Raw genomic sequence first — 15,541 nt, 5'->3', positions numbered from 1 at the left:
CCTCGAAAACAGGACATCCTTATTCTAACAATCTTTCCCTAAAAAGACCTTAAATGGGCCAATTAGCTACAATTCCAGTATTTTTAAAGAAAGGTTTTCTCAAAAAAGGCAACCTGCCTTCGTCTTCTCCCATCCAGACTATACTGTCGGTTGTGGAATCACACCACATCAGCTTGCGCTCGCGGACTTAGGAACCATTATCTGATACCCTCACCGCCGGTCGGGAATTACACCCTGCCCTGAAGACTCTTTTATGATAACAAAAAGGTTATTAATATGCAAGGATTCTGTTACACGACAAAAGGCTTCCTGACGGAAGCCTTCAGATTGAAGACAAAGTCTCTTTTGAAACTTTCCTTAGGTTTCTCGCGTTCTAGTTTTCAGGCTCAAACTTAAAACAATCCACTGGATCGTTTTAACAGACAGTAGCGACTCCCTCTGGACGTTTGACTCAAGCTATCGTTTGCTCTATTTCCAACCTTTAACAGTCTCCCAGACTGTTAAAGCAAACCTAAGTTTTGAGCCTAAGGTCTCCATACTTCCGAGGGAGTGGGACAAAAATCGGTAACCGAATAGGTTCGATTTTATCGTCCCACCCCCGCACAGTTGAGTAGGGCTGTAAAAGCTGATGAAATCAGCGAATTACAGGCCACTCAACCACTGCGTCTTGTTTAACTGATAATAAATTATTAGGAGGCTAGGACTTTTGTCCCAGCCTCTTTTATCACAGCGGAAAGTTTCGATAATTGCTCGCTTAGCTAGCAAAAGATCATCTCTTTAAAACCTTGCTAGAACTTTGTAATATCCTGTTGACAGAAAAACTAGGGTTTGTCTACGTTCTCAGCCTTCCTGACGGAAGCCTGAGATTTATGCTACAATCGCTTTTGCGACTTCTTCTGTCGTCATGCGAGAGAAATAATGACTCGTATCAATGGTTTGGAGTTTTTCAAGGACATCCTTGTATTCATAACGTGTCCCAACCAAAAGCTTTTCAATGTCGGATACGTCGCCAATCCCAAAGAAGTCTCCGTAGATTTTAATAGACTCAATGACAGACTTCTCAACCATAGCAAAAGTTGTGATTTTACCAGCATCATAACGTACATTACGCTCGATAGTATACTCTGGTGTTTCCCCAAAGTTCCAATCCCATGTACCGAACTTGGTATCCCGGATCTCTTGGATGTGCTTGAGTTCGTCTTCAGAAAGGACATACTCCGTCATATCAGGATATTCTTTTTTCATCTGCTCTAGAATCGCATTGCTAAATTCTTGAACAGTGATTTTTTCTGGCAATTCGTTGTTGATATTAGTCACACGGGCACGGACAGACTTCACCCCTTTGGATTCAATCTTATCCTTAGATACTTTGAGCGCATCACCAAGGACAGTCATATCCACATCAAAGAGAAGGCAACCGTGATGCATCATACGGCCTTTGTAATAAGCTTGGGCATTCCCACAGATTTTCTTGCCATCAATTTCAAGGTCATTACGGCCTGTAAAGTTAGCTTTTACACCTAATCCAGCTAGGGTGTCAATCACTGGTTTAGAGAAGGTCTTAAAGTCAAAAGCCCCTTCATCAGCCTTGTTTGAAATAATGGTGTAATTGAGGTTGTTAAGGTCATGGTAAACAGCCCCACCTCCAGACAGCCGGCGAACCACATGGATGCCATGGGCATCTGTATATTCCTTATTAATCTCAGCAAGGACATTTTGGTGCTTACCGATAATAATCGCAGGCTCGTTGATCCAGAGGATAAAAATCTCATCCTCTCCTGTTAATTCACGGAAGGCATAGGATTCCAAAGCGATGTTGTAAGCAGGGTCGTTTGAGTTGTTGACAATATATTTCATGGTCATCTCCTGAAAAATGAATGTCGCTGGAAGCGCTATGTTTATTATACCAAAAATAGTTAGAATTGGGCATCTGAACCCCACCTTAATAACAATCTGAAGGTTTTTCTACCTTAACAAAATGAGTGCCAAACTTAATCACTCGGCACTCATTTCTGACTTATCTCTTATCTGATTTATAAGATATAGGATTTAAGCTTATTTACGTTTTGGTGGGTTGTGGATCGCAACACCAAGGACATCCAAGAAGGCTTCGTACATCACCTCTGAGAAGGTTGGGTGACCATGGATAGATGCTGCAACATCATCAACTGTTAATTCAGCTTCCATGATAGTTGCTGCTTCGTTGATCATATCTGCTGCAATAGGACCAATGATGTGAACACCAAGAATCTCATGGTATTTCGCATCTGCAATAACTTTAACAAAACCGTGAGCTTCACTTGATGCAATGGCACGACCGTTACCTGTAAAGCTGTTGCGTCCGATGATGATACCATCTTTACCGTACTTCTCGATAGCCTGTTCTTCAGTCAAACCTACCATGGCAATTTCAGGATGTGTATAAACGGCAGCTGGCGTGAAGTCCAATTTAGCCTTATGGTGGTTACCTTGGATAGCATTTTCAGCAGCTACTTCACCCATGCGGTAAGCCGCGTGAGCAAGCATCTTCGTACCATTAACATCACCTGGGGCATAGATACCTGGGATAGATGTTTCTTGGTAGGCATTAACCTTGATACGACCACGGTCCATTTCAAGATTCAAGTTCTCAAGGCCAGCCAATTGTGGCACACGTCCGATTGACAAGAGGGCACGGTCTGCAACCACTTCTTCACCATTGTTAAGTTTGATGGTCAAGTTGTTGCTGCCTTCAACGATTTCAGAGACACCAACGGATGTCAAGAACTTCATACCTTTCTTAGAAAGCACTTTTTGCAATTCCAGTGAGATTTCACGGTCCATACCTGGAATGATACGGTCTGCCATTTCAATAACGGTAACTTCAACACCGTATGATGCCCATACAAGACCAAGTTCCACACCGACAACACCACCACCCATGACAGCGAGCGATTTTGGCATTTCACGAAGATCAAGGATATCATCAGATGTCAAGACATATTTAGAATCAATACCTGGGATGTTGATACGAGAGACTTTAGAACCAGTTGCAAGAACGATTGAACGTCCTTTGATGGTTTCTGAACCAATCGTAACAGTCTTGTCAGGGTTAACTTGACCAAGACCATTAAAGATGGTCACTTTATTAGCTTTCAAGAGACCAGCAACACCGCCTGTAAGGGTCTTAACAACTGAGTTCTTGAAATCAACTGTTTTGTCCATATCGATGGTGTAGTTAGTTGAAGCCAAGTTGATACCACGGCCAGCTGCAATCTTCAATCCATCAAGGATTTCAGCATTTTTAAGGTAAGTCTTGGTTGGGATACAGCCAACGTTCAAGCAGGTGCCACCGAATTCAGATTTTTCAACGATGGCAATCTTACCACCAAGTTGAGCACCACGAATCGCTGCGTAGTAACCAGCAGGGCCACCACCAACAACGATCATGTCATATTCATCAGCTGCCAAGTCTGCTTTTGGTGCTACTGGTGCTGCATCTGCAGGCGCAGCAGGCACTTCAAGACCAGCAGCTTTAAGGTCAGCTTCTGCCTTAGCCACTTCCGCAGCTGGCGCTACAGCAGCTTCTTCTACCACTTCACCTTCTGCACCGATGTAGGCAATGACTTCTGTAACAGGGACAGTTTCACCGGCCTCACGAACAATTTTCAAGAGGACACCTGAATCTTCCGCTTCAAGTTCCATGTTTGTTTTGTCTGACATGATTTCAAGAAGGATGTCACCCTCATTAACCACATCACCCACTTGTTTTTTCCACTCGATGATTTCACCTTCTTGCATGTCCACACCGAGTTTAGGCATAATTACTTCAAAAGCCATGTTTGTATTTCCTTTCAGAACGTTTTTCTTTTATCAGTCCAGTCTTTTTAGGACTGACTTGGTTGCCAATGCTACGGTTTAAATCAACAACTCCAATGGGTTTTCCAAGAGGTTTTTGAGATCTACCATGAACTTAGCACCATTCATACCGTCAACCAAGCGGTGATCAATGGTCAAGCAAAGGGCCATGATTGGACGAATTTTGATTTCGCCATCCACAACAACCGGTGTTTGAACAGTTGAGCAGACACCAAGAATAGCTGAGTTTGGTTGGTTGATAATTGGGTTAAATGTTTTCGTTCCAAACATTCCCAAGTTGGTGATAGAGAAGGTCGAACCTGACATTTCAGCAGATTTCAACTTACCAGACTGAGCCTTATTGATGACATCTTTAGAAGCCACAACGAAATCAGAAAGACTCATTTTTTCTGCACCGTGAACAACTGGTACGATCAAACCTTCATCAAGGCCAACTGCGATACCAAGGTTAACAAATTTATGGAGTTCAATATCATTAGCATCGTTAATCAATGAGGCGTTCATGTAGCGGTGTTCTGGTTTCATCAATGTGCGGGTAACTGCAAGACCGATCAAGTCCGTAAAGGTTACTTTAAGACCTGTCTTGTTCATGATTGGCTCAAGAACTTGCTTACGAAGAGCCATGAGGTTAGTCATGTCGATATCGTAATTGAGCGTGAAGGTTGGTGCTGTCAAGTAGGAATGGGTCATACCTTTCGAGATGGCCTTACGCATCGCGCTCATCTTAATAATTTCAACACCCTCTGGCAATTCTTTAGCTGGCGCTTCCGCTGCTTTTGCTTCTGCTAGAGCTGTGGCTTGAACTGGAGTGATTGCTGCTAGAACATCCTCTTTCACAATCTTACCACCAACACCAGTACCAACTAAAGTTGTAAGATCCAAGCCATTGTCTTCGGCAATCTTGCGTGCCAGTGGTGTTACTTTCGGTTGAGCACCCTTGAAGTTTTCAACGTCATCCTTATGAACACGGCCAAGAGCACCCGTTCCTGAAACCAAGCCGAGGTCAATACCGAGCTCACGAGCTGCTTTTCGTGCTGCTGGAGTTGCTCGAACTTTTCCGCCACCTTGTGGTTTAGCAGCAGGAGTAACAGGAGCTTGTGCTGCTACTGGAGCAACATCTTCAGTTGTCGTTACAAGAGCATCGCTGACGGCTGGAGAGCCTGCTGTAACAATAGCTTCTGTGTCGACAGTTTCACCTTCTGCTCCAAGATAACCGATAACTTCCGTAACAGGAACGGTTTCACCGTCACCTTTTACAATTTTAATCAGGATACCTGAATCTTCTGCTTCAAGCTCCATGTTTGTCTTATCAGACATGATTTCAAGAAGAATATCGCCTTCATTGACCATATCGCCTTCTTGTTTTTTCCACTCGATGATTTCACCTTCTTGCATGTCCACACCGAGTTTAGGCATAATAATTTCAATAGCCATGTTTGGTTTCCTTCCTAGTCTTGGTTTGCATTCTTTACGTCAAACAAAACCTTACTGGTCACAGCGATGCTTGACCAGTAAGTGTATACTTGATTAACCTTTATTGACAGTCTTTTTAACCGCTGCTTTGATTTTCTCAACGTTTGGCAAGATTGCATTTTCAAGAATAGATGCATAAGGAACAGGGACATCATCACTGGCTACACGAACAATCGGTGCATCCAAGTAGTCAAAGGCTTCACTTTCAGATACCATTGCTGCAATTTCTCCGATATAGCCACCTGTCTTATAGGCATCGTTGACCAAGACCAAACGGCCTGTCTTCTTAACAGAGTTGATGATCATTTCTTTATCCAATGGGATAAGGGTACGCGGGTCAACAACCTCAACGCTGATCCCTTCTGCAGCCAATTCATCGGCTGCCTGTAGAGCGCGCTCAAGCATGCGACCGTAAGAAACGATGGTCACATCTGTACCCTCACGCTTGATGTCACCCTTGCCAAGTGGAATATAGAATTCTGGGTCAAGGCTTACTTCTTCTTTTTTACCGTACTGTGCTTTTGGCTCGATGAAAAGAACGATATTGTCATCCAAAATAGATGACTTGAGCAATCCTTTTGCTTCGTTAGCATTTCCTGGAGAGACAACCTTAATCCCAGGAATGTGTGTCAACCATGCTTCAAGTGCTTGTGAGTGTTGCGCTGCTGAACCAATACCAGAACCTGATGCCACACGGAAGGTTACAGGTGTCTTGATACCACCACCGAACATGTAGTTGTTCTTAGCACCGTTGTTGACAATAGCATCCATAGCGATCGTGATGAAGTCCATGAAGGTCAAGTCAACGATTGGACGAAGGCCAGTGATGGCCGCACCGACTGCCGCACCTGCGATAGCTGCCTCTGAGATAGGCGTATCTTTAACGCGTTTTTCACCAAATTCAGCAAGCATACCAACAGAGGTACCAAAGTCACCACCATAGATACCGACATCTTCACCCATCAGGAAGATTTTGTCGTCTTTGCGCATTTCTTCTGACATGGCCAAGTTGATTGCTTCACGCAAGGCCATTACTTTTGTTTCACTCATTTTATTTGTCTATTCCTTTCGAATTGTCAGTTAGTCTTTTCTGTATTAAACCCAAACGTCTTCGTAGGCAACAGAGAGGTCTGGATCAGGACTGCTTTGGGCAAATTCAACGGCATCGTTAACTTCTTTCTTCACTTGAGCCACGATAGCATCTAACTCTTCATCAGTGGCAATCTTGTTTTCAGTCAAGTAAGCACGGTATTTTTTTAGTGGATCTTTCTCTTTCCACTCATCTACCTCTTCCTTGGTGCGGTATACACCCGCATCAGCTGTTGAGTGACCAAACCAACGGTAAGACTGCACTTCTATGATCGCAGGACCGTTACCAGCACGAACATACTCAACGACTTCTTTCATTTTTTCATAAACCGCAAGAACGTCGTTCCCGTCTTCAACATAGTGACCCGGAATTCCATAGGCTTCCGCACGCGTGTAGAGATAAGGCGTGTTAGTCGCCTTTGAAATATCCATTGAGATACCATAGCGATTGTTTGTAATAAAAAAGATCACTGGCAATTTCCAAGTCGCAGCCATGTTGACTGACTCATGGAATGACCCTTCGTTGGTTGCACCGTCACCTGAGAAGGCAATGACAACATTCTTAGTCCCTGTGTATTGTTGCGTTAAAGCTGCACCAGTCGCTAAGGCAAAACCACCACCAACGATACCATTGGTTCCGTAGTTCCCTTTTTCGATATCAGCCAAGTGCATAGAACCACCGCGACCTTTGGAAACACCTGTTGCTTTACCTGCAAGTTCAGCCATCATTTTGTTGAGATCCATATCTTTTGCGATGCAGTGACCATGACCACGGTGAGTTGAGAAGATAATGTCATCGTATGTCAACTCAGCCATAGCGCCAACAGCTGCAGCTTCTTCACCAACTGAGAAATGAGTCATCCCTTGTACAAAGTTACGACGCACCAATTTGTTAAGGGTCAAATCCACATCGCGGATACGTTGCATCTTAAGGAACATATCCAGGTGTTTTTCTTTAGAAATTTTTGTCATTTTGTCCTCCAAGGATTATTCTTATACCTCTTAATTCTATTGCAATTTTTCACAAAGTTCAAGTATTTGAACCATTTTCCCATATTAGTTTTCTATTCTCTGAAAATGCTTTAAATTTCCTGTTTTTTTATTATTAATTGTGACTTTTTTCGCATTTTTTGAAAATAAATTCCTCTCTTCCATCATAATATCTAAAATATTCACAAACTTTTTGAAAACCTATCTCCTTTTTCATCTTTTTTTTCGACATTGACAACCTTTTTAAAACCTATCGTTAACCTTCTTTCTCCTTTTTTTGATATAATAACCCTGTCTCTTAGATTAAGATCACTCTTGCCAAAAAAATCTATGAGATTCTAGTCTGTTAAATAGCTCATCTCATATTTAGTGTTCTTCCAAGTTTTTGAGGTCATAATGAGATTACGATACATCAGTGTGAGGTTTTTTGTGACTTTCGAACTTTTTTTAACCCTGTGCAACTACTTGGGGACCATTGCCTTTGCTGTTTCTGGTGCTGCAAAAGGATTTAAACACCAATTGGATTTGTTTGGCTTTACCTTATTAGCCATCATCACAGCTTGTGGTGGCGGCATACTCCGGGATATGATGCTCTCAGAGATTCCGGTGGCCTTGGTCGACCCAAAACCGATTTACCTGTCTATCGTCGTTTCGCTATTAATGTATGCTTTTGTCATTCGCCAAAAAGTGGATCAGCCTCGGACCCATAAACTTTATACCTTTTTAACCATCACCAACCTGACCTTTGATGCCATTGGCTTGGTTATCTTCGCCTTAATCGGTGCCAGCAAAGGGGTTGAAATGGGGATGAATCCAATGACTTCTGGCCTCCTAGCAACCCTAACTGGGGTCGGAGGAGGGATTATACGAGACCTCTTGGTCAACGAGGTCCCCATCGTTCTCAAGGCAGATATCTATGCGGTCTTGGCCTTTGGTGCAGGCATCTGCTACCACCTCCTAGTCGTCAATTTAAGACTTCCTGAAATTCCAGTTTACATTGCCTTATTTATCATTTGTTTGGTTATTAGACTCATTGTCATTCGCTACAAGGTCAACCTTCCTGGTTTCAATCCTAAACCCAACCAATTGAGATAGTAAGAAAATTTTGTCCCGATGGTTCGCCTCAAGCACATAGGATTCGTCAAATGCCCAGCAGAAAACGCCAGTTTTCTGCTTTTTTGGTGTAAAGCGGAGCCTTTTCACTCCGTCGTCCTCAAACCGTCATCCATTTTAGCTACTAACCATCTCTAAACACAGCCACTTAAGGTTTCTTTCAGAAAATTTTCAGCTTCATTTTAGACACTGACGGTAGACTTTAAGCATATACCTTTAGAGAGGAGGATGTTATGTCATTTTTTAAAAAACATGCCTATACTATCCTATTTAGTTCTATTCTTGTAGGAGCAAATACTTATTCTCTGCTCAAAACCTTTGTGATTCCATCAGCCGTTAGTCAAGTCGTTGTCGCCCAAACCAACGCCACAACTTCAAGTTCTGATACAACCACTAGCAAGGCTGCTTCTTCAGGTCAAGCAACGGTGACTGATAGCTCTTATCAAGATGACAATATCTCTATTACCATCACTACCGAAAGTAATGGAGACACGACCTACTATGTGGCCGATATTGAGCTATCCAGTGCTGAGTATCTTAAAACAGCACTCGCTCAAAACACTTTTGGGACTAATATAACGGAGACTACATCAGCTATTGCGAGCTCTAACAATGCTATCTTTGCTGTTAACGGTGATTATTACGGTGCCAATGAGACGGGCTATGTCATTAAAAACGGTGTGATTTACCGCGACACTTCTCGAAGTTCTGAATACGAGGACCTAGCTGTGTATGCAGATGGTAGCTTCCAAACCTTCAACGAAGAGGACACCACTGCTCAGGCCTTGCTCGATAGTGGTGTGGTCAATACCTTTGCCTTTGGTCCAACCTTGGTCTCAAATGGCGAGATAGCTGTTTCTTCAAGCGATGAAGTCGGTAGAGCTATGTCTGACAACCCTCGGACGGCCATCGGTATCATCGAGGAAGAGGACGGCAGCCTCCACTATATCATCATTGTTTCTGACGGCAGGACAGATGCGTCTGCTGGCTTAACCCTCTATGAGATGGCTGAAATCATGCAATCCTATGGCGTGACCACTGCCTATAATCTCGACGGCGGCGGGTCATCGACCATGTACTTCAACGGTCAGATCATTAACAATCCAACTACCAACGGAAATACCATCAAAGAAAGGGCGGTGAGTGATATTGTTTACATCGGTTACTAATCACAGCTTCCGAAAAGCCGGTTTTGCCTACCTCGGGCTGACAGTCTTTTCCATTGTCTTCACGTTTATCTATGAACACTTCAGCTACGGCGAATCTTCCCTTTACATGCGCCTCATGTTCCTTGCGCCGTTAGCTGGCATGGTGCTTTGCTTTCTAAGCCTTTGGCAGATGACCTGGCTAACCAACCGCTTGTCCCTACTTCTTTTTAATTCCACTCTAGGGATTATTGCAAGTGGCTGCTTGATTAAGGGAATCATTGAGATTTCCGGTCGATCAACAAGCATGGAACAGCCTTACTGGTATGCCGCAATAGTCTTTTTAGCCATGAGCCTACTAACCGGCCTCACTCAGACCAAAAAAACCTCTCACAATGCTAGTCATCCGTCTAGACTAGCACGTCATTCCAAGGCATAAGATTTTCAAAAAATAGACAGAAGTCTAAGAATACCAGAGCAACCCAAGTTAACCTTACACCATACATGTTCCTAATGATGGCTATTCCATTTCCAACTCTCGTTTTTAAAGAATTCTTTTCCAAAATCCTAAAATCCACATAAAAACATCTCTAAGAGCGCCTTAGAGATGTTTTTTGTATCGTTACCGGTGGCTGATTTTACGTGTCAGGAAATCCCCGACAAATTGAACACTGAAGATAAGAATCAAAATGAGGATTGTTGCGACAATCGTGACATCCTGTCGGCCAAGGTTATAACCGTATGAAACAGCTACGGTTCCTAACCCTCCTGAACCAATTGCCCCAGCCATGGCCGTTTCCCCGATGAGGGAAATCAGCGTCACGGTTGAGACGCGAATCAGGTCGGGCAAGCCCTCACGGAGATACACCAAGATGATGTCCCAAAGATTGGCACCACTAGCTTGAGCTGCTTCAATCACCCCACCATCCAACTCTGCTAAAACAACCTGAACTTGTCTAGCATAAAAGGGAAAAACAGCCAAGGACAGCGGAACAATGGCTGCCGTCGCTCCAAGCCTAGTCCCGACAATGGCCCGTGTCACCGGAGAAATGAGCGCAAGGAGGATAATAAATGGGATGGCCCGAAAAACAGAAACAATTTTATCTAGAATTTGATAGAAGAAATTATTAGCAATCACACCTCTAGGGCCTGTTAGTACCAAGAAGAGTCCTCCTAATAGGCCCATAATCCCTCCGATAATAAAGGAATAAAAGGTCATGTATAAGGTCGCATAAATAGCGGTTCCCCAACCTGCCTGTCCTTCCCAGCCCATTTTGATAACATTGGGCAAGTTCTCTTGAATCCATTCTATCATTGATGGCCACCTTCTTTCAATACCACAACACTGACACTAGCCTCTTGCAAGGCTTGAGTCGCTTGGTCCACCTTGTCATCTGTCGCTGATAAAATCACAATCATCTCCCCAACGGGTGTGTCGTCTAAAATCTCAATATTAGCAAAGAGAATGTTAGCTTTCACATAGAATTTAGCATAAATATCATTCAAGATTGGCTCATCCGTCGATTGGCCAGCATACTTAAGCTGAACCAAACGACTCCCTTGAGGCAGGTATTTGACGGCATCTTGCTGAACAATTTTACCCATGGCTTCATCAATCCCAGTGGCGGTTTTAATAAAATCTTGGGTCAAGGCCTGTTTAGGACCTGAGAATATATCGAGAACCGAACCTTCTTCAATGAGGTGACCATTTTGCATGACCGCCACACGGTTGGCAATGTCTTTAACAATCTGCATTTCATGCGTAATCAGTACAATGGTCAATCCCAACTTCTCATTGAGCTCTTTTAAGAGGGCCAAAATCTGCTTGGTCGTTTTAGGATCAAGGGCAGAAGTCGCTTCATCTGAAATCAGAATCTTAGGGTCATTGGCCAGCGCACGCGCAATGGCCACCCGCTGTTTCTGCCCGCCAGACAGCTGGGCTGGGTAGTTGTCTGCACGGTCGGACAAGCCTACTAGTTCTAAAAGATTAGCGACCTTTGCTGCCTTTTCATCCTTTGATAAGCCAGAGTGTTTCAAAGCAAAGGCGACATTTTCAGCAGCAGTAGACTGCGCCATGAGGTTAAAATGTTGAAAAATCATACCAATGTCACGACGCTTAGCCCTTAACTCTTTACTCTTTAAGAGGACTTTTTCATCATAAATGACATCGTCATCAATGGAAATTTTCCCTGCTGACGGAACCTGCAACAAATTGATGACACGCACCAAAGTCGATTTTCCTGCACCAGAATAACCGACAATCCCATAGATATCGCCTTGATTGATATGAATGGTGACATCCTTGACCGCATCTATCTGGCGTTTCTTTTGCTCAAAGGTTACATCAATATGATCTAACTGAATAATTGCTTTACTCATAACTGTTGATTAATCTTTCTACTAATTGGATATGGCTGTAATAATCCGCGAGACGTATATTTTCATCCCCTCCGTGATCACGGCTCTTTTCATGGCCCAAGCCAAAGCCAGCGATAGGGACACCGAGGGCGTCAAAAACTGTATGCATGGGACCTGTTCCTGGTGATGTCGGTAAAACCGCCACTTCTCGCCCTTCATATGCTTCTGCTACCGCAATCACATTAAGAATAGAAGGGGCTGACATATCGCTACGGTAACTCATCTCACCTAACGTTTTAGTGACCACAACTTTTTCAAAGCCCTCTTTAGCCAAATGCTGTTTTATTGTATCTAAAACACCGTCCGGTGTCAATCCTGGCACCAAGCGTACTTCCATCTTAGCACTGGCTTTGGACGGTAAAATCGTTTTGACCCCCTGCCCTTGGTAACCCGTTTGGATACCCTGGATGTTAATAGAGGGCTCAAAAAAGAGATGCCTTAAAAAATCTTCTCGCTCTGCCTTTAAAAGAGGCAGTTTAAGGCCATAAACGGCTTGAACCCCTTCAGGGCGACGCTGGGCAAATTGCTCAACCAAGGCGAGTTCACGCTCTGTCGCAACTTTAGCCTTGTCTACTAGTCCAGGAACGAGAATGCGCCCATCACGGTCTCTTAGAGTCGTCAACGCTTGCAGAAGATACCAAGAAGCCGAGTCAATGACCCCTCCAAAAGAAGAATGTATATCGACTTCTGCTGAATCCACGGTCAGATCAAAGGTCACAATCCCTTTATTGCCGCCAGAAATCTCCAGTTGCCCTAAGTTATTGCGAATACCTTGTTCCCACACGAGAAGGTCTGCTCCTTTTAGCTCCTCTTGATAGTCGTCTAAGTATTTGTCCAAATCAACAGACGCCGATTCCTCAGCCCCTTCCATGATAAAGATAATATTGACCGGCAGGCTTTGATGCTCCTGTAGATAGCGGACAACTGCTGAAAGACGGGCCGTGATGTGCCCCTTATCATCATCAACGCCTCGCCCATAGGCATACCCCTCACGAACAGACAAGGTAAAGGGGTCAGCTGTCCAAGGTTGATCAGCATCTGCCGGAACCGTGTCATAATGATTGTAAAAAATCAAAGTCTTCGCATTTGGCTTAGGAGATGAAAATTTAGCCATCACAAAAGGCGCCGCATAATGATTATCTAAGGTAACCGTTGCACCAGCCTCTTCAAAAAGCTCCTTTAAATAAGTCGCCACATCTAATAAACCGATTTGCTGGGCAAAGATGGATTTTTTACGAATCAAGGTCTTTAAATGGTCAAAATAACGCTGAGCAATCTTATCAGCTTCAAAGGCTTCCAACAATTCTTTCTCTGTTAAGGTCATGTCTTTTCTCCTCCAAAAATAAACCAAGGAGCGTATGTCTCCACACGCTCCCCGTCCTGTTCCATACAAATTACCAAACTGGCAAGTCAAGTCCGTCAGATTCTTTTTCAATAGAAGTCTTCACAGAGTCTGTGTAGTAAGCGTCAAGAATCGCTTGAATCGCTTCAGCATTGTCTTTGTCTTTCCAATCTTTTGGAGCTGCGATGATGTTGACCCATTGTTGTGAGTTTTCATCTTTTTGTTCTACATAAAGCGCGTTTTTGTAGTCCAAGTTAGCTGGAACTGCATAGGAGTTGTTAACAATCGCTGCGTCCACATCGATCAATGAATTAGCTGTTTGGCTAGCGTCCAATTCAGTGATGGTAATGTTTTTAGGATTATCAGTAATATCGGCAACAGTCGCAAATGTATCACCAGAAACACCAAGTTCAATCAATCCAGCCGATTGCAAGACATAAAGAGCGCGGCTTCCGTTAGTCGGATCATTGGGAATAGCAACGGTAGCATTTTCAGGAAGCTCATCCACTGATGCATACTTATTCTTACCATTTTCAGTTCCTGAGTAGAGACGGATTGGACTCAAATAAGTATCTAAGATGGCAACCAAGTCACCATTGTTTTCCTTGTTCCAGTTATTGAGGAAGCTGTGGTGTTGGAAAGCATTGATATCCACTTCACCTTCAGCAACTGCTGGGTTAGGTTGTGAGTAATCGGTAAATTGTGTAAATTCGATATCGATGTTGTGACCCGCTACTTCCAGCTCGTCTTCGATTTTGTCCCAACGGTCTTCATCAGCTTCAGTCATGGTCATAACACCAACCTTAACCAAAACTTCTGTAGCATCAGAATCTGATGCGTTAGAGGAGCTAGATGAGTTTGAAGCTGGGGCACATGCAGCTAAAAGAGCAGCTGAGGCAAGAGCTAGTCCAGATACGGTTAACCATTTTTTAAATGTCATAGGTATTCTCCTTAAAATTGCGATGCTTGATAACTGTCTTTATCAAAAAGACTACTTAATTAGTTTGCCATATTTTGAAATCCTTGACAAATACTTATTAAGTAGTAGTAGGTATAGTTTTAAACTATATGATTAAAATTAGTTTGGTGCAACCAATTCGTCCGCTGATGGCACGTAGTTACCACCAAGGAATTTTTCTGAAAGCTCGGCCAATGTTCCGTCTGCTTCCAATTCTTTCAAACGTTCGTTGACTTGGTCACGTAACTCTTCTTGACCATCCGCAAAGATGATGTAGATCAAAGGACGAGTGTCAGCAGGAAGATCGATAACCTTCAAGTTATCCAAACCTTGGTCATCCGCGATCGTTTGAGCTACAATTCCTTCAAAGAGTTTGTAATCGTGTTGCTCATCGTTCAAACGGTTCAAGATAGCTTGGATCGAATCTCTTGTGTAGTTAATGGTTGTTGGGCTATCCGGGTTTTCTTCGTTGTATTTTTCCAACTGAGTCGCAGTTGTTGTTCCTTGAACGACTTCTGTTGACTTGCCAGCAATGTCATCCAAACCAGTAATCTCACTGTTTTTAGGAACAATCATAGAAAGCGGGTTTGACGCTGTTGGCACAGAGTAAAGATACTTCTCAGCACGTTCATCGGTATAAGAAATATTGTTAACCGCAAGTTGGTAACGGTCAGAGTCGAGACCTGCAAAGACTGAAGACCACTCTGTTACTTCATATTCCAACTCATATTGGTCAAGTCCTTCAAAAACTGCTTTAACCACTTCGAACTCGTAACCTGTCAAGTTGCCATCTTCGTCTTCGTAGTTAAATGGTTTTGGAGAAGCATTTGTACCCAAGTAGATTTTTGTTTTTTCAGCAGATGCTTCACTTGATGCAGAGCTATCAGCTGTTGAATCATTAGATGAGCCACATGCAGCCAAAAGTGTTGCTGCTAAGCCTAGACCTGTAACTGTTAAAAGTTTTTTCAATTTCATTGTCGTCTCCTTCTTTTGCTAGGAATCTTTACACCTAGCCGTTTTAAATGACTAGTCTATCTTATCACAAGTCTGGGTGTTTGCCCATCGATTCAACCTTATAGAATTCTTATCACGGTGATAGGTTTTCTTTATTGGCTCTTATCATTTCCCCCAAAAATCAAAAAAGAGGAGGGTAGA

At 43.3% G+C, this 15,541-nt stretch carries 13 protein-coding genes, 1 pseudogene and 1 riboswitch; of the genes and pseudogenes, 3 read left to right on the top strand and 11 right to left on the bottom strand.

Annotated features, from left to right (window positions below; genetic code table 11):
• Positions 1-117: 117 nt before the first annotated feature.
• A riboswitch (FMN riboswitch) is annotated at positions 118-251 on the bottom strand.
• Positions 252-867: 616 nt separating this feature from the next.
• The 6 genes and pseudogenes from lplA to ACVRYP_RS05155 form a co-directional block, all read right to left on the bottom strand.
• Positions 868-1,857 carry a lipoate--protein ligase gene (gene lplA, locus ACVRYP_RS05180; protein ID WP_447467688.1) on the bottom strand — a complete coding sequence of 330 codons (990 nt, stop codon included), beginning with the start codon at positions 1,855-1,857 and terminating at the stop codon, positions 868-870.
• A 198-nt stretch (positions 1,858-2,055) separates the two neighbouring features.
• Positions 2,056-3,429 (bottom strand): dihydrolipoyl dehydrogenase, encoded by a 1,374-nt coding sequence (lpdA, locus tag ACVRYP_RS05175; RefSeq protein WP_447467716.1) that lies wholly within the window; start codon positions 3,427-3,429, stop codon positions 2,056-2,058.
• 110 nt (positions 3,430-3,539) lie between these two features.
• Positions 3,540-3,819 (bottom strand): annotated as a pseudogene (locus ACVRYP_RS05170) (biotin/lipoyl-containing protein); the annotation flags it as partial.
• Between the two features lie 78 nt (positions 3,820-3,897).
• Positions 3,898-5,292 (bottom strand): dihydrolipoamide acetyltransferase, encoded by a 1,395-nt coding sequence (locus tag ACVRYP_RS05165; protein WP_447467687.1) that lies wholly within the window; start codon positions 5,290-5,292, stop codon positions 3,898-3,900.
• 93 nt (positions 5,293-5,385) lie between these two features.
• Positions 5,386-6,381 (bottom strand): alpha-ketoacid dehydrogenase subunit beta, encoded by a 996-nt coding sequence (locus ACVRYP_RS05160; protein WP_447467686.1) that lies wholly within the window; start codon positions 6,379-6,381, stop codon positions 5,386-5,388.
• 45 nt (positions 6,382-6,426) lie between these two features.
• The gene (locus ACVRYP_RS05155; protein WP_447467685.1) at positions 6,427-7,392 is read right to left on the bottom strand and encodes a thiamine pyrophosphate-dependent dehydrogenase E1 component subunit alpha; all 966 of its coding nucleotides are present in this window, start codon (positions 7,390-7,392) and stop codon (positions 6,427-6,429) included.
• A gap of 447 nt (positions 7,393-7,839) precedes the next feature.
• On the opposite strand from ACVRYP_RS05155, the gene ACVRYP_RS05150 reads away from it, so the two are divergent.
• The 3 genes from ACVRYP_RS05150 (at position 7,840) to ACVRYP_RS05140 (ending at position 10,107) form a co-directional block, all read left to right on the top strand.
• A complete protein-coding gene (locus tag ACVRYP_RS05150; protein ID WP_447467684.1) occupies positions 7,840-8,505 on the top strand; it encodes a trimeric intracellular cation channel family protein in 666 nt (221 codons plus the stop codon).
• Between the two features lie 251 nt (positions 8,506-8,756).
• On the top strand, positions 8,757-9,692 hold the full coding sequence (locus ACVRYP_RS05145; RefSeq protein ID WP_447467683.1) for a phosphodiester glycosidase family protein: 936 nt from the start codon (positions 8,757-8,759) through the stop codon (positions 9,690-9,692).
• Positions 9,667-10,107 carry a hypothetical protein gene (locus tag ACVRYP_RS05140; protein ID WP_447467682.1) on the top strand — a complete coding sequence of 147 codons (441 nt, stop codon included), beginning with the start codon at positions 9,667-9,669 and terminating at the stop codon, positions 10,105-10,107. Before ACVRYP_RS05145 ends, ACVRYP_RS05140 begins: the two co-directional genes overlap by 26 nt.
• A 183-nt stretch (positions 10,108-10,290) precedes the next feature.
• Here ACVRYP_RS05140 and ACVRYP_RS05135 read toward each other — a convergent pair whose 3' ends face one another.
• The 5 genes from ACVRYP_RS05135 to ACVRYP_RS05115 all read right to left on the bottom strand — a co-directional run bounded on the left by ACVRYP_RS05135 (position 10,291) and on the right by ACVRYP_RS05115 (position 15,361).
• Positions 10,291-10,983 (bottom strand): methionine ABC transporter permease, encoded by a 693-nt coding sequence (locus tag ACVRYP_RS05135; RefSeq protein WP_447467681.1) that lies wholly within the window; start codon positions 10,981-10,983, stop codon positions 10,291-10,293.
• Positions 10,980-12,047 (bottom strand): methionine ABC transporter ATP-binding protein, encoded by a 1,068-nt coding sequence (locus tag ACVRYP_RS05130; RefSeq protein WP_447467680.1) that lies wholly within the window; start codon positions 12,045-12,047, stop codon positions 10,980-10,982. Before ACVRYP_RS05130 ends, ACVRYP_RS05135 begins: the two co-directional genes overlap by 4 nt.
• A complete protein-coding gene (locus tag ACVRYP_RS05125) occupies positions 12,040-13,410 on the bottom strand; it encodes a M20/M25/M40 family metallo-hydrolase (protein WP_447467679.1) in 1,371 nt (456 codons plus the stop codon). The genes ACVRYP_RS05130 and ACVRYP_RS05125 overlap by 8 nt, the downstream gene beginning before the upstream one ends.
• A gap of 70 nt (positions 13,411-13,480) precedes the next feature.
• Positions 13,481-14,368 (bottom strand): MetQ/NlpA family ABC transporter substrate-binding protein, encoded by an 888-nt coding sequence (locus tag ACVRYP_RS05120; protein ID WP_447467678.1) that lies wholly within the window; start codon positions 14,366-14,368, stop codon positions 13,481-13,483.
• Between the two features lie 138 nt (positions 14,369-14,506).
• Positions 14,507-15,361 (bottom strand): amino acid ABC transporter substrate-binding protein, encoded by an 855-nt coding sequence (locus ACVRYP_RS05115; RefSeq protein WP_447467677.1) that lies wholly within the window; start codon positions 15,359-15,361, stop codon positions 14,507-14,509.
• Positions 15,362-15,541: the final 180 nt, after the last annotated feature.

The organism is Streptococcus rifensis, assembly GCF_053203525.1.
Note: the sequence above shows the minus strand (reverse complement) of the source record. Positions and strands in the feature narration are given on the sequence as shown.